This is a genomic window from Williamsia muralis, from assembly GCF_002735905.1.
Lineage (GTDB): Bacteria > Actinomycetota > Actinomycetes > Mycobacteriales > Mycobacteriaceae > Williamsia > Williamsia muralis_A.
The window spans coordinates 1,009,390-1,028,931 of the sequence record NZ_PEBD01000004.1; the positions used below are offsets into that span (position 1 = coordinate 1,009,390).

At 65.4% G+C, this 19,542-nt stretch carries 18 protein-coding genes; 13 read left to right on the top strand and 5 right to left on the bottom strand.

The window, feature by feature from the left end:
* The first annotated feature begins 18 nt into the window (after positions 1-18).
* From CSW57_RS05430 to CSW57_RS05450, 5 genes are all read left to right on the top strand, one after another.
* Positions 19-1,311, top strand: a complete 1,293-nt coding sequence (locus CSW57_RS05430; RefSeq protein WP_223249049.1) for a glycosyltransferase — start codon at positions 19-21, stop codon at positions 1,309-1,311.
* A complete protein-coding gene (locus tag CSW57_RS05435; RefSeq protein ID WP_099381747.1) occupies positions 1,308-2,837 on the top strand; it encodes a bifunctional 3-(3-hydroxy-phenyl)propionate/3-hydroxycinnamic acid hydroxylase in 1,530 nt (509 codons plus the stop codon). The genes CSW57_RS05430 and CSW57_RS05435 overlap by 4 nt, the downstream gene beginning before the upstream one ends.
* Positions 2,838-2,899: 62 nt before the next feature.
* On the top strand, positions 2,900-4,090 hold the full coding sequence (locus tag CSW57_RS05440; RefSeq protein ID WP_099381748.1) for a lipase family protein: 1,191 nt from the start codon (positions 2,900-2,902) through the stop codon (positions 4,088-4,090).
* Positions 4,087-4,467, top strand: a complete 381-nt coding sequence (locus CSW57_RS05445; RefSeq protein ID WP_099381749.1) for a DMT family transporter — start codon at positions 4,087-4,089, stop codon at positions 4,465-4,467. Before CSW57_RS05440 ends, CSW57_RS05445 begins: the two co-directional genes overlap by 4 nt.
* Positions 4,464-4,790 (top strand): DMT family transporter, encoded by a 327-nt coding sequence (locus CSW57_RS05450; RefSeq protein ID WP_099381750.1) that lies wholly within the window; start codon positions 4,464-4,466, stop codon positions 4,788-4,790. Before CSW57_RS05445 ends, CSW57_RS05450 begins: the two co-directional genes overlap by 4 nt.
* 101 nt (positions 4,791-4,891) lie before the next feature.
* Here the strand turns inward: CSW57_RS05450 and CSW57_RS05455 are convergent, their stop codons facing one another.
* Positions 4,892-5,860, bottom strand: coding sequence for an isopenicillin N synthase family dioxygenase (locus tag CSW57_RS05455; protein ID WP_099381751.1), 969 nt, complete (start codon positions 5,858-5,860; stop codon positions 4,892-4,894).
* Between the two features lie 96 nt (positions 5,861-5,956).
* Positions 5,957-7,123, bottom strand: coding sequence for a nitrate ABC transporter substrate-binding protein (locus CSW57_RS05460; RefSeq protein WP_099381752.1), 1,167 nt, complete (start codon positions 7,121-7,123; stop codon positions 5,957-5,959).
* 320 nt (positions 7,124-7,443) lie between these two features.
* On the opposite strand from CSW57_RS05460, the gene CSW57_RS05465 reads away from it, so the two are divergent.
* From CSW57_RS05465 to CSW57_RS05490, 6 genes are all read left to right on the top strand, one after another.
* Positions 7,444-8,226 carry an ABC transporter ATP-binding protein gene (locus tag CSW57_RS05465; RefSeq protein WP_099382077.1) on the top strand — a complete coding sequence of 261 codons (783 nt, stop codon included), beginning with the start codon at positions 7,444-7,446 and terminating at the stop codon, positions 8,224-8,226.
* Positions 8,223-9,107, top strand: a complete 885-nt coding sequence (locus tag CSW57_RS05470; RefSeq protein ID WP_099381753.1) for an ABC transporter permease — start codon at positions 8,223-8,225, stop codon at positions 9,105-9,107. Before CSW57_RS05465 ends, CSW57_RS05470 begins: the two co-directional genes overlap by 4 nt.
* 53 nt (positions 9,108-9,160) lie before the next feature.
* Positions 9,161-10,216: an isopenicillin N synthase family dioxygenase gene (locus CSW57_RS05475; RefSeq protein WP_099382078.1), complete on the top strand. Its 1,056-nt coding sequence runs from the start codon at positions 9,161-9,163 to the stop codon at positions 10,214-10,216.
* Between the two features lie 14 nt (positions 10,217-10,230).
* A complete protein-coding gene (locus CSW57_RS05480; RefSeq protein ID WP_099381754.1) occupies positions 10,231-10,875 on the top strand; it encodes a GntR family transcriptional regulator in 645 nt (214 codons plus the stop codon).
* Positions 10,876-10,927: 52 nt separating this feature from the next.
* Positions 10,928-12,178 carry an amidohydrolase family protein gene (locus CSW57_RS05485; RefSeq protein WP_099381755.1) on the top strand — a complete coding sequence of 417 codons (1,251 nt, stop codon included), beginning with the start codon at positions 10,928-10,930 and terminating at the stop codon, positions 12,176-12,178.
* A 176-nt stretch (positions 12,179-12,354) separates the two neighbouring features.
* Positions 12,355-13,584, top strand: a complete 1,230-nt coding sequence (locus CSW57_RS05490) for an MFS transporter (RefSeq protein WP_099381756.1) — start codon at positions 12,355-12,357, stop codon at positions 13,582-13,584.
* 6 nt (positions 13,585-13,590) lie between these two features.
* On the opposite strand, the gene CSW57_RS05495 is transcribed toward CSW57_RS05490, so the two are convergent.
* On the bottom strand, positions 13,591-14,793 hold the full coding sequence (locus CSW57_RS05495) for a trans-sulfuration enzyme family protein (RefSeq protein WP_099381757.1): 1,203 nt from the start codon (positions 14,791-14,793) through the stop codon (positions 13,591-13,593).
* 28 nt (positions 14,794-14,821) lie between these two features.
* Entirely contained in the window at positions 14,822-15,679 is an 858-nt protein-coding gene (locus CSW57_RS05500; RefSeq protein WP_099381758.1) for a helix-turn-helix transcriptional regulator, read from the bottom strand.
* 91 nt (positions 15,680-15,770) lie between these two features.
* Between CSW57_RS05500 and CSW57_RS05505 the strand changes: the two genes are divergently transcribed.
* Positions 15,771-17,399 carry an AMP-binding protein gene (locus tag CSW57_RS05505; protein ID WP_099381759.1) on the top strand — a complete coding sequence of 543 codons (1,629 nt, stop codon included), beginning with the start codon at positions 15,771-15,773 and terminating at the stop codon, positions 17,397-17,399.
* A gap of 17 nt (positions 17,400-17,416) precedes the next feature.
* On the opposite strand, the gene CSW57_RS05510 is transcribed toward CSW57_RS05505, so the two are convergent.
* Positions 17,417-17,917 (bottom strand): DUF5994 family protein, encoded by a 501-nt coding sequence (locus CSW57_RS05510; protein WP_099381760.1) that lies wholly within the window; start codon positions 17,915-17,917, stop codon positions 17,417-17,419.
* Between the two features lie 666 nt (positions 17,918-18,583).
* Between CSW57_RS05510 and CSW57_RS05515 the strand changes: the two genes are divergently transcribed.
* Positions 18,584-19,459, top strand: a complete 876-nt coding sequence (locus CSW57_RS05515; protein WP_189339133.1) for a universal stress protein — start codon at positions 18,584-18,586, stop codon at positions 19,457-19,459.
* Positions 19,460-19,542: the final 83 nt, after the last annotated feature.

Here is a 19,542-nt window from a genome sequence, read left to right on the forward strand (position 1 = left end):
GAAGGACGAGGTTCGCAGGTGCCCGGTGTCTTGTTGTGCAGTGCGCCGCTGACAGGTCATGTGGCGCCGATGATCGCCATCGGCCGACAACTCCGGCTGGACGGCTGGACCGTTGTGGTTCTCACCGGCAGCCGGTTTCGCCGCCGCATCGAAGAGGCGGGACTGGCACACGTACCGCTTCCTGCGTCGTGTGACTTCGATGACCGCGACCTCGACCGGGTCTTTCCCGGCCGCCACCGGATGCCCGGCGTCCTGCGGTCGCGTTTTGACCTCGAGCATCTGTTCGCGGCAAAGATCGCCGACCAATACCGAGCGCTGTCGGTGCTCGTGGACGAGACCGACGTCGATGTGGTGTTGGCCGAAAATCTGTTCCTGGGTGTTCTCCCACTGCTCCGGCGGGCCGGCCGGCGGCCGCGAGTCGGTTCGGTCTGTACGTCGCCGTTGATGGTGAACAGCCAGGACACGGGTCCGTTCGGGCCAGGGCTCCCGCCGTCGACCACGCGCCTGGGAATGATGCGCAACCGAATGTTGACCGTGGGCGCCGAACACCTCGTGCTGCGCCGGGTGCAACACCTCGCCGAGACCGCGGTGCGTGAGTGCGTCGGGGAAGGTGCCGGCGCGTTCATCCTGGATTGGCCCCTGCTGGCAGACGACATCTTCGTGCTCACCACGCCATCGTTCGAATACCCGCGACGGGACCTGGCCGGTCGTCTCGAATTCGTCGGGCCGGTTCTCGATCCGGTTGGTAGCCAGCACGATCCGCCGGAATGGTGGCCTGAAGTGACGGGCCCCCGGCGAGTCGTTGTGGTGACGCAGGGCACCCTCGACAACGGTGACCTGAGCAAGCTCGTGGAACCGACCCTGACCGGTCTGGCGGACATGGACACCGTGGTGGTCGCCGCGACAGGTGGCAAGCCGCAATCGTCGGTGCGGGTTCGAACGGCCAATTCGATCGTCACCGAGTTCGTTCCGTTCGATCTCATGCTGCCGAAGGCAGACGTGCTGGTCACCAACGGCGGCTGGGGCGGGGTGCACTACGCGCTGAGGCACGGGGTTCCGATGGTGGTTGCCGGGACAACCGAGGACAAGAACGAGGTCGCCGCCCGAATAGTCCGATCCGGGTGTGGGATTCGGCTCCGGTCCGCGCGACCGCGGGCGATTTGTCGCGCGGTCGAGACGGTGCTCTCCGATCCGGGGTATCGCCGGCGTGCTCGTGAACTGGGTGATGAGATCGCGCAGCTCGACGGGCCGGCCAACATCAGTCAGGCGCTCACCCGACCGCCGCGGGCACAAGCACGGTCGGCCGGATGACAACGGTGCCGGTGGTGGTCGTCGGGGCCGGACCGACGGGTCTGACCGCGGCCTGCCTGCTGGCCGCACACGGCGTTGATTGTGTGGTCGTCGAACGACGGCGGGGCGTGCATCCGTTGCCTCGCGCTGTCCACCTCGACGACGAGGTCTACCGGATACTGCAAAGTGCCGGTGCCGCAACCGAGTTCGGGTCCAGTGGGCGAGCCGCACATGGCTTGCGCTTGGTGAATCCGCAGGGCCGGGTGCTGATGGAGTTCGCACGTGATCGCGCCGTGGGTCACAGCGGTTGGCGTGAGACCACGATGTTCGATCAGCCGGACCTGGAACGGGCACTGCGTGGCGCCCTGGCCGAGCACCCGGGAACCCAGGTGATGGAAGGTTCCGTCGTAGAAGCGATCACACCCCGAACCGACGGGGCAGTGGTGAGCGTCCGACGGGACTCCGGTGCCCGCGCCACGCTGTACGCACGCTATGTCCTCGGTTGCGATGGCGCTTCGAGTGCGGTGGCGCAAGCCATCGGAGGGACATGGCGCGACCTGCGATTCACCCAGGAGTGGCTGGTCGTGGATGTCCGTGCCTCCCACGAGGTGACGATGTGGCCGGGCGTGCACCAGGTCTGCGCCGGGTCTGGAGCATCGACGTTCATGCGAATCGGAGCTGACCGATACCGGTGGGAGTTCCGGCTCCCGACCGATCTGGACCGCGAGCCGGACGCGCTCTGGGCACTCGGTGAGATACGGAGGTCGCTGCCCGACAGCTGCGACATCGAGGTGGTCCGGACGGCGCGATACCGGCACGCCGCACGGGTCGCACGGCGTTGGCGCGCGGGCCCCCTGTTCATCCTGGGTGATGCCGCACATCTCACCCCGCCGTTCATCGGTCAGGGTCTCGGCGCGGGACAACGCGATGCGGTGAACCTCGCCTGGAAGCTCGCTGCTGTACTCGAGGGCCGGGCGGACGACCGTCTGCTGGACAGTTATCAGACCGAGCGTGCACCGCACGTCCTGCGGTCGGTGGCCGCGGCGACGGCGATCGGCCGGGCCATGTCCGTCGAACCCGGACCGGGCAGAGCGGCCGTGGACGCGGTGTTGCGTGGGCTCGGCGGTGCGCCAGGTGCCGCGACCATCGGACCGCGGCTGATCTATCCGCGGGTCGGCAGAGGAGGCCTGCCCGTACGGGAGCGCATCCGACGGGGGAGTGGTCGACTCGGCGCGTTGTTCCCCCAATTCGTCCTGCGTTCCGGCCCCGACGTTGAGATGGTGGTCGGCTCCGACGACGTGCTGGGGCTCGGCCCGGTGCTGGTGCACGACGGTCGGTTCACCGACGAGCTGGCCGACCACGCGGATGCCGTTGGTGCACGCAGAGTGGCGGTCGACGAATTCGGCCCGGCCGCACCCCAACTCACCGAGTGGCTTCGCAGCAGCCATCTCAACGCAGTTCTTGTTCGGCCGGACCGGGTGATCACCGCCGTGGAGTCGACGTCCAGCCGGGTCATCGCGTTCAGGACATCCGCGTTCAGGGCATGATCGTGAACGTCGCCGCCCGCGGCATGCACTACGCCCACGGGTGTCGCTGGTAAGTTCCTGCCGTGGGTCTGACGAGGCGAGCGGTTGCACTCGCCGCACTGGTTGTGGCCCTTGTGCTCGCCGGCTGCGGCGGCGAGGCCACCTCGACATCGAACGGTGGGGAGACGAGCTGGACCAACCCGGCGCATGTCCCGTTCCCGGGCCCAGGTGACGTGGTCGAGGTGACGGACTGGGTGTCCGGCGGCGCTGAGGCGACGCAGGTGTCCGGCAAGCGGATCCTGTACCGATCCACGGACGTCGAGAACCGGCCGATCGTCGTCTCGGGGACCGTGTTCGTGCCGTCGGGGCAGGCGCCGGAGGGCGGTTGGCCGATTCTTGCGATCGGCCACGGGTCCACCGGGATCAACGTCGACTGCGCACCCTCACTCACCCCGGACCTGTACGGCCTGCTCCGGTTGGTCCGCAACTACCTGCGTGCGGGGATGGCCGTCACCTTCGCCGACTACTCCGGGCTCGGCACGCCGAGTGGACCCCATCCCTATCTCGACCCGTATGCGGCGGCCCGAACGATGATCGACTCTGTACGCGCCATCCGACACGTCTTCCCCAGCATGTCGTCGACATGGGCGACCTACGGCATCTCCCAGGGCGGAGCAGCCAGCTGGGCGGCCGACGAGCTCGCGGTGGACTATGCGCCGGAACTCCGCCTCGTCGGAGCAGTTGCACAGGTTCCGTCGACGGACAAGACCCCGATGGTGGATCTGGCCGCTGCCGGCACATTGACCCTCGAACAACAGGGCATCCTCCAATGGCTGGAGGAGTCGTTGGCGCGCAGGCATGCTGATTTCGACCTGAACAACTACCGCCAGGGTGGCCTCGCGGAGCGGTGGACCGATCTCAGTGGCTGCGGGCGGTCGAACGCGCGAGAGCGGGCGCTACGGCAGATCTCGGCCTCCGAGTTCGCGCCGTCCAGTCCTGCCGCCGCCGAACGCTTGCGTACGTTGCTGCAGTCGACGGCGTTGCCGCGCACACGGTTGTCGGCCCCGCTGTACGTCTTGTACGGCGGCGCCGACCGGTTCAATGCCCCCGAGTGGATCACCGCCGGGATCCGGAAGGCGTGCGAACTCGGTGGCCCGATCACCATCACCTACAGCCCCGGGGCCGGGCACGGCAATGTGGACACGAGCGGCATCGCGCGGTATCTGGCCGACCGGGTCGCCGGCGTGCCGGTGCGCGATGATTGTCGTCGATGACCACCCTCTCGAACATCGCAACGAACAAGTGGCTTGTCCTCGGCTGCGCCATCGTCAGTGAGGTCAGTGCCACCCTTGCCCTGCGCGCGTCGGTGGACGACGCGCGGTGGCTGGTCCTGGTGGCCGCCGGATACCTCGGCGGGTTCGCCTTCCTCGCGCTTGTCCTGCGGGCCGGAATGGCGGTGGGAGTTGCCTACGGGATCTGGGCGGCCGTGGGCGTCGCACTGACCGCGGTGCTCGCCGCCATCATCTTCGGTGATGCGTTCACCGTGGGTATCGGTGTGGGTATCGCGATCGTGATCGGTGGGGTCCTCCTGGTCGAATTGGGCTCGCACGGCGGCCATGAGACGGCGGACGAACCCAAGGCGCCCGAATGACGTGGACGTACCTGACGATCGCGATCGTCTTCGAGGTCGCGGGCACGCTCTCACTGCGAGCGTCGGACGGCTTCCGCAAGATGATCTGGCTGATTCCGACCGTTGTCGGCTATCTGGTTGCGTTCGGCGCCCTGTCGCTGACCTTGGCCGGCGGCATGCCCGTCGGTGTGGCTTACGGGATCTGGGCCGCGTGCGGTGTCGCGTTGACCGCGGTCATAGCGAGATTGGTTTTCAAGGATCCGCTGACTTGGGTGATGGGTGCAGGCATCGTCCTGATTGCCTGTGGCGTCCTGGTCATCGAACTGAGCTCTTCGCACCACTGACGGTTCGCCGGCGTTGGGGCGCCGGCCTTTCGTCGACGACGCGGCCCCGGGTACCGAACCCGGAGCCGCGCTGTGACGCGCGCCTTGACCACTCGCTGGGACTACTTCGCGAAGTTCGCACTGATCCGCTGGTGCAGATAGTCCTTCGCAGTGATCGGCGGGTACTTACCGCTGGGACCCTCGATGACCACCTCGCTGTTGGCCTGGGCGAAGAAGGCGATGGAATACCGTGCACCACGGTCGTCCCCGGCCCCGGGGCTGCGCACCCGATGAAAGTTGGACGGTAGTACGTCGTCGCTCCACCGCATCAGCATGTCCCCGATGTTGCAGGTGATCGCATCGTCGGAGGGTTCGACCGACGTCCACTCCTGTGAGTCCATCTCCTTACCCGGGCACACCTGCAATCCGCCCTGGCCGTTTCGCTGGAAAAGCAATGTGAGGCAGTCGAAATCGGTGTGCGCACCCGCTCGCCACATCCCGGTCAGTTCGGCGTCCTGCGGGACCGCGAAGTAGTGCAGCAACCGCAGGGTGCTCTGGTAGGTGTCCGACGTCGGGTCGTGGGCTGCCGCGAAGAAGTCACGGTGGAAACCCATCTTCTCGGCGAACAGCGACAGCAAATCCATCGCCAGGTGCCAGCATTTGGCCTCGAATGCCTTGATGGTGTCGGTGAACCCGGCAAGTTCGTCGTCGGACGGCCAGAGTCCGTCCATGTTCGAGAGAGTGACCTGGTAAGACTCCTTCTGGTCCGGGGTTCCCACCGACGGCCGAACCTGGGTCATGCTCTCCCATCCGGAATTGAATCGTTTCGGATAGCGGGCCTTGACCTCGGCCGGCAGTGCGAAGAATGCTTCTGCCATCGCGAAGGCCCGACGTACCTCGGTCAGGTCGATACCGTGGTCGACCACCTGGAAGAACCCGATGTCGGTTGCTGCCGACCACAATTCATCGGCGATCTCGGCGCGTCTGGTGCTGAGGTCGGCCAGCGAGACGCGCCGCACCTCGCGGGTGCTCTCGGTGCCAATTGCGCCCATTCGGCGTTCGCGCTGCAATTCGGTCATGTCGTACGTCATGAGCTGAGGACTTCCCGTTCTGAGGTCTGAGGTCTGAGGGTTTTGGGACCGGGGTTTTGGGTCTGGAGGAACGCGCTGTGTTCGCGAGAGTGCTGGTCAGGGAATGGAGATGGCGGGGTCGGTGAACTGATTGGTGAACATCTGCTGCGCGGTCATCGACGCGGGCACCCGATTTCCCCCCGCGGCCAGAACCGGTGCCAGTTCTGCGACGTTGCGGCTGGTGCGGGCGTCGTCGTAGATACCGAACGCGCCGTTGTCCTCGTTCGCGAGAAGCCCCTTCTCTTGCAAGAGATCAGCACTGAAAGCGGCTTCGCCCTCGCTGTAGGGCGAGTAGGTCTGGTCTTGCGACACCACGTCGACGATGACCTTGTTCGTCGCTTCGGGAGCGGTGATGTAATCGACGCCCGCTTGCTGGATGATGGGCACCAGTTTCTCCAGGCACGGTGAGAACTCGGCCAGCTTGTCTGCTCGCACAGAGACATTCGAGGCGTAGATGTCGTAGCCGGCATCCTTGATCAGGCCGTAGGACACCGGTTTGTCCCACGCGGGCGTCTCCTCCTCGTACGTGTACGGCTCCGAGTTCGCAAACCCCTGCTGGGCGATCGCCGGGTCACCGACGAACCTCGATGGTGCTCCGTCGTAGCTGGTGTCGATCTGCGACGGCTTCAACAGACCTTTCGCCACCATCCACTGCGGGAAGATCTGGTCCTTGGAAACCACGACGGTGGCATCGCCGGTGCCCACATCACTGACGGATTTCCATTCGGGACGCGTCTGCGGATCCCACATCAGAATCGCCGGGCTGTATTTGAGCAGCGGGGTCACCCCGACCACAGGTTGGTCGGCGGCTGCCGACACCAGCTGATCTCCGTGCACCACACCGAGCATCGCCGAGTCGTCCACGTACAGCTGCGAGGTGACGGACTGGAACCCGATCGCGGGTCCGCCGGACTTCAGCGTGATGTCCACTCCCGTGTCCTTGCCTCCGGCCACCAGCGGACCGGTAACCGATTTGTCGTCGGTGTTCACCTGGTAGCCCGGGCCGAGCATGGCAAAGAGAGCGCCCATGTCGGACTGCGGCTGCCACTGCAACTGCACCCCGATGTCTGCCGGACACACATCAGCGAGACTTTGCTCCGCTGCCGCCGGTTCGATCGAGACCGTTTCTGCCGCGTCGTCGGACCCGAATGCGCAGGCGGACAAGGTCAACGTGGTGAGCGCTACGGCGGTGATGCCGAAACGCCGACGGTGCGAAAACGTCATGGTTTCTCCTCGAAGAAAGTTAGGGGTGGTCGCGGACGCTCACCTGGATCGCGATCGAGCATCTGCTCGCGCCGCCCGGCTGCCTGATGGGCCGGAACAATTACATGCAATCAGTAGTGTGTTGCGACGTTGTTACCGTTGGTTAAAACCGTAGGTATTGGTGCGAAAAAGGCTCAAAAAGCTAGATAACCCACCCGAGAACAAGTTGATGTCATAAGAACGTAACTGGGTGCAACCCAACCGTCATGCATGTAATCCATCATTGTCGGTGTCAGTAAGGCCACTCGTTACATGTACGAGTCGATCGTATGGAGGCCGAGATGAGACTCGCGGACACAGTGCGCGACGCAGACGCGCGCAGGCTCACGAAGAACACGCAGATCGTCTTCTCCGATGTGGGCAAGCAGTTCGACACCGGGACGATTGCCGTGGAGGGAGTTGACCTCGAGGTGCGCCGCGGAGATTTCGTGGCGGTTGTCGGGCCGTCGGGCTGCGGGAAGTCCACGCTCCTGCGGATGGCAGCCGGTCTCGAGGCGCCGACCGCAGGATCGGTTGCAGTGGCTGATGATTCGGTCGGCTTCATCTTCCAGGAACCGACGTTGCTGCCGTGGCGAAGTGTTCGGGCGAATGTCGAGTTGTCGGCCGAGTTGCGTCGCGAGAATCGTGCCGCCGTCAAACGTCGTGCCGCGGAATCGATCTCCGCGGTGGGCTTGGAGCAGTTCGCGGATCAACTACCGAAAGCCCTTTCTGGTGGCATGAAGATGCGTGTGTCGTTGGCGCGGGCGTTGACCCTGTCACCGGCCACGATGCTGCTCGACGAACCGTTCGGCGCACTCGACGAGATGACCCGGCTGGACATGCAGGTTGAACTCCAAAGGCTATACGCCGAAAGATACTTCACCGCCATGTTCATCACGCATTCGGTGTCCGAGGCGGTTTACCTCGCCAATCGGGTGGTGGTGATGACCGCACGACCTGGACGCATAGCCGCTCAGTTCGACATCGACTTTCCTTATCCGCGTAGCCCAGAGCTGCGATTCGACACCCGCTTCACCGACCACGTCTCCGAGATCTCGGCGACCCTGCACAGGAGCAACCGATGACCCAGCTCGATGTCACGCTCGCCCGGCCGGGAAGGACATATACGGCAACGGCACGGCCGGGCGCGCCGTCCGGTCGCCTGTCCAGGCGGCGGATCCGCACGGCGACAGCCGTTGTGCTCGGCCCCCTGCTGTCGCTGCTCGGCGCTCTGGTGTTGTGGTCGATGGTCAGCTACTGGGTGCTCTCGCCGGAGCGGAGATTCCTGTTACCGCCACCGGGCGATGTGCTGAGGAACTCCCTGATGGACTGGACGCACCTGCGGCCCATGCTCGAAGCGCTCGCGGTGACGGCGCAGGTCGCGATGGTCGGATTCCTGGTGGCGGTTGTGGTGGGTGTCGGCACCGGAGTCCTGATGAGTCAGGCCAAGTGGATCGAGCGCATCATCTACCCCTACGCCGTGGTGATCCAGGTGATCCCCATCCTCGCCATCGTTCCGCTCATCGGTTTGTGGTTCGGATACGGGATGATGTCGCGCACCCTGGTCTGTGTGCTGATCGCCGCCTTCCCGATCATCACCAACACCCACTTCGGGATAAGGTCGGTCGACCGCGGACTGCACGAGCTCTTTGCGCTCTCTCGTGCATCACGGTGGGACCGGTTGGTCAAACTCGAACTGCGGGCCGCACTTCCGGCCATTCTGACCGGTGTGCGCACCGCGTCCGGACTCGTCGTGGTCGGCGCGATCATCGGGGACATGTTCTTCGCCAAGGGGCAGCCGGGAATCGGCACACTGCTCGACGTCTACCGCGGTCGCCTGCAGTCCGATGACCTGATCGCCGCCATCGTGCTCGCATCGATCTTCGGGGTCGCGGTGTTCGGAGTCATGGGAATCCTGTCGAAGCTCGCAGTCGGCAGCTGGCACGAGTCAGGGCGTGACTCGTGAACGGTCGGTACCCGAAGACCACAGAGAATCGATCATCGACGAAGGAGCATTTCATGGCCGGCACACAGTTCGAGGTACCCACCATCGACATCAGCCCGTATCGCGGCGATGAACGACGAATTGATCTGTCGGCGCGGGCCGAGGTCGCGGCCGCGCTCGACCGTGCCTGCCGCGATGTGGGTTTCGTCCAGATCGTCGGTCACGGTATCGGCTCCGACACCATCGCGGGACTCGCCGACGCGCTCGATGAGTTCTTCGGGCTACCCCTGGAGGTGAAGAAGCAGTACCGACGCGAGCCGGCGACCAATCGTGGCTACTCGGCGCCCAAGTCGGAGTCGCTCAGCATGAGCCTGGGCATTCCGACGGCGGGACAGATGAACGACTTCTACGAGGCATACACGGTGGGTACCGAAGCGACCGACTTCACGCCCCTCGAGGTGCCCGAGGCCAGTTACGCTCACAACAACTGGCCCGACGCCGCACCGGGATTCTCCCCGGCGGTGCAGGCGTACTTCGCTGAGGCTCAGGCGCTCTCGCGAGTCCTGATGCAAGCCTTCACCGATGCGCTGGGTCTGTCGCCGGGGTACTTCGACTCCATGATCGACCATCCGATCGAGGCGATGAAGATGAACAACTACGCGCTGCCCGAAGGAGACACCGAGTTCACCGGGGACCTGACCGGGATGGGGGCGCACACCGATTTCGGAATCCTGACGGTCCTGTGGGCCGATCGCGTTCCCGGTCTCCAGGTACTGGACCGCGAGGGACGCTGGCACGATGTCCAGCCGGCCGAAGGCGCTTTGCTGATCAATCTGGGAGATGCGATGGCGCGTTGGACCAACGACCGCTGGATGTCGACCATCCATCGCGTCGACCCTCCGGTGGTCGACGGCCAGATCATTCGGCGCCGTTCGGCGGCGTTCTTCTTCGACGGCAATCACGACGCGGTCATCGAAGCTCTTCCCGGGACGCTGGCAGAGGGCGAAACGGGCTACCCTCCGATGACGATTGCCGAGAACATCGCCATGAAGGTTGCCGGCCTGCGCACCGGTGTGGCACCTGCGACGCAACTTCGCGAGGCCACGCGGGTTACCGCGGCCGAGAAGTAGGGAGGGGAGCAGAGGTGACGGCATCCGAGCGTGCCCTTCTCACCGACTCGGTGCACGACTCACTGCAGGAGATGATCTTCTCCGGCGAGTTGGAGTCGGGGAGCCCGTTGAGTGTGCCTGCCTTGGCCGCCCGGCTGAAAGTGAGCCGGACTCCGGTCCGAGAGGCGGTGCAGCAGCTCATCTACGAAGGTCTTGCGTCTCATACGCGCAACGCGGGCGCCCGGGTGGCCTCACTCGATGCCCAGACGCTCAAGTCCGTGTTCGAGGTCCGGGAGGTTCTGGACGGGCTCGCGGCGTACAACGCCACCCTCACCGCCACACACGAGACGGTGGCGCACCTGCGCAAGATGGTCGAGGTGCAGCGTGAATTGCTCGAGGATCCGGCCGACTCCCGGCGGGACGCCACCCTCGACCTCCAATTCCATACCCTCATCCGTGAGACGGCGAACAATCGGCCACTGGGCGAAGCGCTTTCGCGGCTCGATGGCCAGTCGCACCTCTTCCGGTCCGACGTGTGGACCGCCGACCTCAATCGCCGTCTCGCGGTGACCGAGCACGAACGGATCGTCGCGGCGATCGAAGCAGGAGACGCCGAAGGTGCCCGCACCGCCGCATGCGCCCATGTGGCCGGGGTGTTCGTGCGTACCCAGCGGGTGTGACAGGCGCCCCCGCATCACTCCCCGCTTCATCTGCAGATCAGAAGGTCGAACAATGAATCTCTCTTTGCCGCAATCGCTCTCGCAGCTGCGCGGCGCCGTGCTCGCCGACCGATCCGTGGTCGATGTCGACATCTCGAAAGTCGATGGTCACGCGGTCGTGACGGCTGTGCGGCCTACAGATGAGCGGCCGGTTGCTCCAGACCGAGCCGACGTACTCGACCTTCGTGGGTACGTTCTGCTCACCGCACCTGCCGAGCCTCATGCGCATCTGGACAAGGCACTGTCGTGGGATGTGTTGCGGCCGCCCCTCGGCGACCTGCACGATGCGATCGCGAACTGGAAAGAAGGCAGCGCGGGTCTCGACGAGGAGTCATTCCGGACGCGCGCGCGAACGGCCGCTCTGGCCCTGCTGCGCAACGGCACCACCGCTGTCCGGTCGCATGTCGACATCCTGCTCGGCCCCGACCCCCTCCGAGGTATCCGGGCCATCGACCGGGTTCGCAGAGAGCTCGACGGGGTGATGGACATCGAGATCGTTGCGTTGAGCAAGGTGTACGCCACCGACGAACTGGTGCATCAGGCACTCGACGCAGGCGCCGACCTCGTGGGCGGCTCACCGCACAGTGCGCCGGACCCGCTGGGCGACCTGGACCGCCTGCTGGCGATCGCCGAGGCCAGGGGAGTGGGCGTGGACCTGCACACAGACGAGTTCCTGGAGGGCGATCACCACACCATCGGGGCATTTGCCGAACGCGTGGCGACGTGGCCGGCGGGCCGGATCCGCACCGCCGGACACTGCACCCGGCTCGGCACGATGAGCAGAACAGAACTCGCAGGACTGTTGCCGCTCATCGCCTCGAGCGGCATCGGGGTGGTGGCCAACCCGATCACCAATCTGTATCTGCAGGGCCGAGGACACCCGGTCTCGACTCCGCGGGGCATCACCGCCATCGAACCGCTGCGAGAAGCGGGCATCCGGGTGGCGGCCGGTGCCGACAACGTGCGGGACGCGTTCAACCCGGTCGGGCGCAGCGACGCACTCGAAACCGCGATGCTGGCCATCACGGCAGGACACGTGCATCCCGACGTGGCGTTGTCGATGGTCACCCACGATGCTCGGGCCGTGATGGGGCTGCCCGAGGCGGGCCCACGTGTGGGGGCGCGTGCAGAGTTCCTGGCCGTCCGTGGAACGAGTGTGCTCGACGTGATCGCCAACGCCCCTGCGGATCGGGTGGTGATCCACGACGGCATGCTGGTGTCGGTGAGTGAAACCCGAACCCAGATGGCCATCGCCGCGAGCTGAGTGCGGTTCGCTCCTGGCCAGTTCCTCCGGTTGCGCGCACGCCCTCCGACTTCAACCGGAGGATCTGGCTGCAGTCGGAGGGTATGGACTCAGCGGGCCCAGTGGAAGATCGTGAGCCTTGCTGACGTTGAGGTGCCCGTGCGTACCGCGAGACTCACCAACCGAAGGGCTCTGCCATGACTGCTGCTGGTGCCGGAGTCGACACCCACACCGGACAACCGGTGCCGGGCCGAGCGCTACGGCTGATCGCCTTCCCCGCGGCGGTGTATTCGTTCGCGGTGGTCATGATGGGCACCACGTTGCCGACCCCGCTCTACCCCGAATACCAGCGGGAGTTCGGTTTCGGCAGCTTGATGACCACAATCATCTTCGCGACGTATGCGGTCGGGGTCATCGCTGCGCTCATCGGGGTGGGACAGTTCTCGGACACGATCGGCCGCCGCCCGATGCTCTTCGCGGGCGTGGCCCTGTCACTGGCAAGCGCGATCTTGTTCCTGATCGGCGGCAGTGTCGAGATCTTGTTCGTCGGGCGCCTGGTCTCGGGATTCTCCGCGGGCATCTTCACCAGCACGGCAACCGTCGCGGTCATCGAGGCTGCACCTGCGGCTCGACGCCGGATGGCACCGGCGATCGCCACCGCCGCCAACATCGGCGGCTTGGGCCTGGGTCCTCTGGTCGCCGGCGTGGTCACCGAGTTCGCGCCGTATCCGACACGGACGGTTTTTGTGGTGCATGCCCTCCTGCTCGTGATCGCCGGTGCGGGCCTCCTCACCGTTCCCGAGACGGTGAAGGTGCGCAAAGGGGCTAGGCCGACTCTGCAGCGGATCAGTGTGCCGCCCTCGGTTCGCGGGATCTTCCCGCAGGCGGTGGTCGGTGCGGTAGCCGGGTTTGCGGTGTGCGGGCTGTTCACCGCGGTCGCCCCCAACTTCATGACCAAGGTCCTGGACATCTCGTCACCCACGATCACCGGGCTGGTGGTCTTTGTCCTCTTCGCGGCCTCGGCTGCCACACAGATCGTGTTGTCGAATGCGCCGGTCCGCCCATCGCTCGTCGCCGGATACATCTCACTCACCGTGGGTATGGCCGTGTTGATCGTGAGTTTGGCGGCCGCGTCATTGGCGGGACTGATCGTCGGCGCCGTGATCTCCGGGGCGAGTCAAGGTCTGTTGTTCAGCAAGGGGATCGCGGCCATCGCCGCCCGGGTGGAGCCCGAACGCAAGGCCGATGCCACGTCCGCCTACTTTGTCGTTGCCTACCTTGCCATCTCGGTGCCGATCATCGCAGACGGCTTCGCCGCGCAGGCGTGGACGCTGACCACCGCCGGTGTGGTGTTCGCCTCGGTCATCGCCGTGATGGCTGTGGGCGGGCTGATCGCCCTGCTGATGCGCCCGCGCGACGCGATCTGACGGGCGTCAGCCGAAGGTGTCGTCCAGGGCCGCGGACAGGTCGGCGATGATGTCGGCGGGATCCTCGAGTCCGATGGAGAAACGCAGGTGCCCCCACTCGCGGAACTCGTTCGGGTAGTTCGCGACTCGCGCGCCTTCGGTGCCGACGTGCACGATGAGTGATTCGTCGTGTCCGAGCGAGACCGCCGAGGTGATCATCCTCAGGTTCGCGACAAAACGGTTCTGGGTGTCGGGATCCCCGCGGACGGCAAACGCCATCATCGCTCCGTGACCTCGACCGCCGAACTGGCGAGACGCCAACTCATGCTGGGGGTGTGAGGCCAGTCCCGGATAGGCGACATAGGCCACCCGGTCGTCGGTGTCGAGGAAATGGGCCACCTGCTCGGCCGAGCTGAGATGTCGGGACAGCCTCAACGGCAGCGTGATCGAACCGCGGCTGATCAACCACGCATTGAACGGCGAGATCACACCTCCGACATCGACCATGGCGTGAGATTTGATGGGATCGATCAGGCTGCGTGCGCCCACCACGGCACCGCCCATCGCATCCCCGTGCCCGTTGTAGTACTTCGTCAGTGAATGCACCACCAGGTCGGCCCCGTCGGCGAGGGGCCGATACAGCGGGGGCGGGGTGAATGTGGAGTCGACGACGAGCAACGCCCCGCCTCCGTGCGCGATGGCGGCGACCGCGGCGATGTCGGTGACCTTGGTGGTCGGGTTCGCGATGGCCTCGACATGCACCAGACGAGTGGTCGGGCGCATGGCCTCTTCGACCGCTTGCGGATCGGATGCGTCGACGAAGGTGGCCTCGATACCGTATTTGACGGGGAGCAACTCGGTGAACAGCTTCCACGTCGCCTCGTAGGTGACATCGGCGACCACCACATGGTCACCGGTGTTGAGATACGTGAAGAAGACCGCGTGCAGTGCGGCAACCCCCGAGGCCAGGGCGACTGCGTCTTCCGCCTCTTCGAGCGCCGCCAACTTCTTCTGCAGCGCAATCTGATTGGCGCCCGAGTTGCGGGTGTACAGCGGGATGTCGGTTCCGGACCAGCTGACGTTCGACGGGTCGTCGGGCAGGGCGTATGAGTTGGCCATCACGATCGGCGTGCGTACGGTGCCGGAGCCCTCGTCCACAGCGTTACCGGCGTGCACCGCGCGGCTGTCGAAGGACAGGGTGGACGGGTCGTCGTTGTCGGGGCGGCTCATCGGCTCAGATTACGACGCGGGCTCGACGTCAGGGAAGTAGGTTCATCCGTCGCGCCGCGACCACTGCTTCGTGCCGGGTGTGGGCATCCAGTTTGCGCATGGCACTACGCAGATAGCTTTTCACCGTCTCGGGGCGTAACGACAGCCGGTTGGCCACATCGATGTTCGTACCGCCGAGAGATATCGCAGAGAGGACGTCGACCTCGCGGGGGGCCAGTGCCACATCGCCCGGGGTGTCCATGTCTGAGTTGATGATTCGGGCAAGGCGTTCGGACATGTCTCGCAGCCGGGTGCCCGCGCGGTTGTCGAGCGTCGCGCCCAACTGGCGCAACTCGGCGTGGATGCTCCGGAGTTCTTCTGTGACAACAGGATCGGTGTGTTGCGGGATGGCGGCGACCGCGGTCATCATCGCCACACGTCGATCCACCTCGTCGCGGATGGCGATCTCGGCCGCAAGTCGTCGACAGGCCTCTACCACCGCGTCCGCGGTGCGCCCCCCAATGGGTGCGGCGTCACGCCGAGCTGCGTACAGGACGGCGCGCGGATGGTTGTCCACCACCACGGGCACGGCCAGCACCGATCGCAGACCTTCGCCCAGAACCGGCCGGTCGTAGTGGTGGGTGATGGCGGAGGCGTTGCGGTAGTCCGAGACCGACGCCGGACGCAGCCGGTCGACCACACGGCCGCCCAGCCCCGAGGACGAACTCACCGCCAGACCCCGCAGCCCGTTGGTTCGGGTGCCGACGAACTCGCTGAGGATCAGGGTGCCCGCGTGGACCTCACCGCCGAACAGCACCGGCGTCTCCGACCGCGTCGCCACCTGACGCATCTCGCTGCGCAGAGCGTCGGTGTCGCGCGGACGGAGTACGGGGGACGAGCTGGTCATGTGTCACCCCTTTTCGGGGGTAGCGGGCGGACAAGTGTGACCTGGATCCTACTCGTGTGTGGAACGAGCAAGCGAGAAGAGGACTCCGCAGATGAATGCCATCGATGACCGAGTGGCCGAGTTGCTGGCCCAGTACGACAATCCGGAAGCGTGTGCTGCCGACCTGCTGTGTGACCGGCACCCGGGTGATGCGATCGCGTTCACCGTCATCGATTCCGCGGGCGCCGGGAGTGTGACGTCGGTGGACCTCACCTATGGCCACCTTCGGGAACAGTCCTCGAGATTCGCGGCAGCCCTTGCCGAGCTCGGGGTGGAGCCGGGGGACCGGGTCGCGACGCTGATGGGCAAGTCCGCCGATCTCATCGTTGCGGCACTGGGCATCTGGCGTCGCGGAGCGGTGTACGTCCCCCTGTTCACGGCCTTTGCGCCCCCCGCCATCGCGTACCGACTGCAATCCAGCGGTGCCAAGATCGTCATCTCCGACCTCGACCAGCTGACCAAGCTCGCGCCCGGCGAGGACATGCCGGCCGACGCGCCGTGGCAGGTGATCGCCGCCGGCGACACTTCCGACGACCGACTCCAACTGTCTGCGCTGATCGACGCGCACACGTCTGACGGACCGGGTGCGTCCGCGGTGACGGTTGGCGGCGACGGCCTGCTGGTCGAACTGTTTACCAGCGGCACCACCGGCACACCGAAGGGTGTCCCGGTTCCGGTGCGTGCACTGGCGTCGTTCCACGCCTACCAGGAGTTCGGCCTGGACGTGCGGCCGGAGGACGTGTTCTGGAACGCCGCCGACCCTGGCTGGGCCTACGGGCTCTACTACGCACTTCTCGGGCCGATGGCATCCGGGACCCGAAGCCTGCTGTTGCACGCGGGATTCTCGCCTGCCTTGACGTGGCAGGTGCTGCGAGAGTTCGAGGTGACCAACTTCGCCGCGGCACCGACCGTCTACCGCGCACTGCGGGCGGGGGGTTCGCCGCCGGAGAAGATCACGCTGCGCCGGGCGTCGTCGGCCGGTGAGCCGCTGACCCCGGACGTCGTCGGTTGGTCCACCGATGCTCTGGGAGTGGCGGTGCGAGACCACTACGGGCAGACCGAGCATGGCATGTTCATCGTCAACGCCTGGCACGATTCGCTGCGTACCGATGTACCGGCCGGCTCGATGGGAAGGGCACTGCCGGGCTGGTCATGTGCCGTGCTGCAAGAGGATTCGGATGATGTGGCCCCCGCCGGAACGCTCGGGCGGGTGTCGATCGACACCGCATCCAGTCAATTGCTCTGGTTCAACGGCTATGTGAACGCGCCGGAGAAGACGGCAAGCCGCTACACCGGCGACGGCCGGTGGTACCTGACCGGGGACTCGGGCGCGGTCGACGGTGACGGCTTCTATTTCTTCTCCTCGCGCGACGACGACGTGATCATCATGGCCGGTTACCGGATCGGGCCGTTCGATGTGGAGAGTGTGCTTGTCATGCATGACGCGGTCATGGAGGCGGCAGTGGTCGGCAAGTCCGACGAATTGCGCGGCGAGGTACTCGAAGCGTATGTGGTGCTGCATGATTCGGCGGAGCCCTCGCCGGAGCTCGAGGCAGACCTGCAGCAGCTGGTGAAGAGGAAGTTCGCCGCCCACGCCTATCCGCGCAAGGTTCATTTCATCGATGCTCTGCCCAAGACTCCGAGCGGAAAGGTCCAGCGATTCGTGCTGCGGCAGCGGTGAGAAACGATCGGAGCCGATCAGGCCTCTGAGCGCGCTCCTCCGTGCGGTTCGGCCGCGGGTGTCTTGGCGATCGGCAGGGCTCCGTGGATCTGCTTGGTCGCCTCGCGGACGATCCGCCTGGCAGAAACGCGCGCCTTGGCCGATGCGTTGCCCGCCGAGGCGATGCCTGCGGTCTCACCGAGAATCGCCACGGCCAAAGCGGACGACGTCCGGTAGGGGATGACCAACAACGTCGCGGTGCGTTTGAGGCCGGTCAGGCAGATGATTCGTTGTGCGACCGGTATCAGCGAGTTCCTGATGCCGTCGTAGTCGACGGCATCGAGATCCGGGAACGAGTCGGAACGCGACCAGTTCACCGACACATCCCGGACCACTCCGAGCAGCGGATTGAGGGCACTGACCAACAGCGGCAGTTCGTTGCCCACGCGGGCGGTCTCGGGCCACCAGGCTCCGTCGATGTTGGCGCCGCGCTCGCGGGCGAGCGTGAAGCGGATCGGCGCCGACATCGGTTTACTCATGGTCAGCCACGGTCCGATACGAACGTGGATTGCGCTTCTTGACGTTTTGCCTTCGGGTCGATCACGAGGTCTGAGAACACCGGTTGAGGGATGTCACCCGACGGGGCTGCTTTGTGCGAGTCATCAGAATGGCTCAATTCGCGGTGCGAGAAAAGGTCTCGATCCTGCATGTTTGTCTACTTTCTGGTGTGAGTGCCGATTGTTGGCACTCGAGTTTGTGGGCCGCGGCGAGGGGAATGGATCCATCGGTCGCCGTCGGCGGTGAAGCATGAACACGATCTGCGAGACGAGCCGGGCATCCGGCTGCGATCTAGGGAGTGAACGAGCGGTGTATCGATTTCAGGTCTGCTACCCGACACCGCAGCGGTATGGATCGGCCTTTCGTAGCCGCTAGCCATTTCATGCCGCTCACCAGGGCTGATGGCCCATTCCGACGCCTTCAGGCCAGGTGGGAGAGACGGCGACCGGCGGATGTTCGAGCACGAACAGCGTTCGTGATGTGTCCGACGTCTCTAGTGTACGGGTACCCCGGCCATAAACGCGGTTGTGGGGCCCGCCTGTCGGCCCGAGCAGTTCACCCGCATGTGTCGCAGTAGACGCACGCCGCGCGTTGACGATGAACAAAAGGAGAGAAAGATGGTCGGAGGACGCGAAAAAGGAGGTTCAATGGTGAGCTCGACAATTGTTGTCGGAATCGATGGATCGGAGTCTGCCCTCGAGGCAGCGGTATGGGCGGCAAAAGCTGCCGAGCGGCAGGGAAAGTCGTTGACGATCCTGGCCGCCTACGAGACACAGGCCGCGGCCTACGCCCCGGCGTTGGTCATCCCGCAGGACGTCATCGACATCATTCGCAAGGAAGCCGAAGAAAACGTACACACGGCAGCAGCGAAGGCGCGCGAGACGGCGCCGTCCGTCGACGTGACCGGAAAGGTCGTTGAAGGCCGGCCGAGCCCCGTGTTGATCGACGCCTCGCACGACGCGGCTCTGGTGGTCGTGGGCAGCCGCGGACTCGGCGGCGTTCGTGGCCTGTTCCTCGGATCGGTCGGCGTCGACGTGGCAGCTCATGCGGCGAGCCCGGTTGTGGTCTACGCGGGCCCTGGTGGTCCCGGCCCGGTGGTTGTCGGAATCGACGGTTCGGAGTTGAGCGAAGCCGCACTGTCGTCCGCCTTCGAGCAGGCATCTCAGCTCGGGACAAAACTCAAGGTGGTGCACACCTGGACAGACCTGGCATCGGACGCACTGAACGGGTACGGACTCGACGCGGACCAGCTGCAGCGACTCGCGGACGAAGCCCACGAAGTCGTCGCCGAGCGCATCGCCGGATTCGGCAGCGACTACCCCGATGTCGAGATCGAACGCGTCGTGGTGCCGGACGGCCCGGCCAACCAACTGATCGAACATGCCACCGATGCCCAGTTGCTCGTGGTGGGTAGCCGCGGCCGAGGCGGGTTCCGTGGGCTGCTGCTCGGTTCGACCAGTCAGGCCGTGTTGCACAAGGCCACGTGCCCGGTGCTCGTGGTCAAGCCGGTGAAAAGCCAGTAGCACAACACATCTGGACTCCATCTGCGGTGGCACCAGTGTCACGCCGAACAGCCGGCTGCTGGTGCCACCGCGATGGGGAGGCG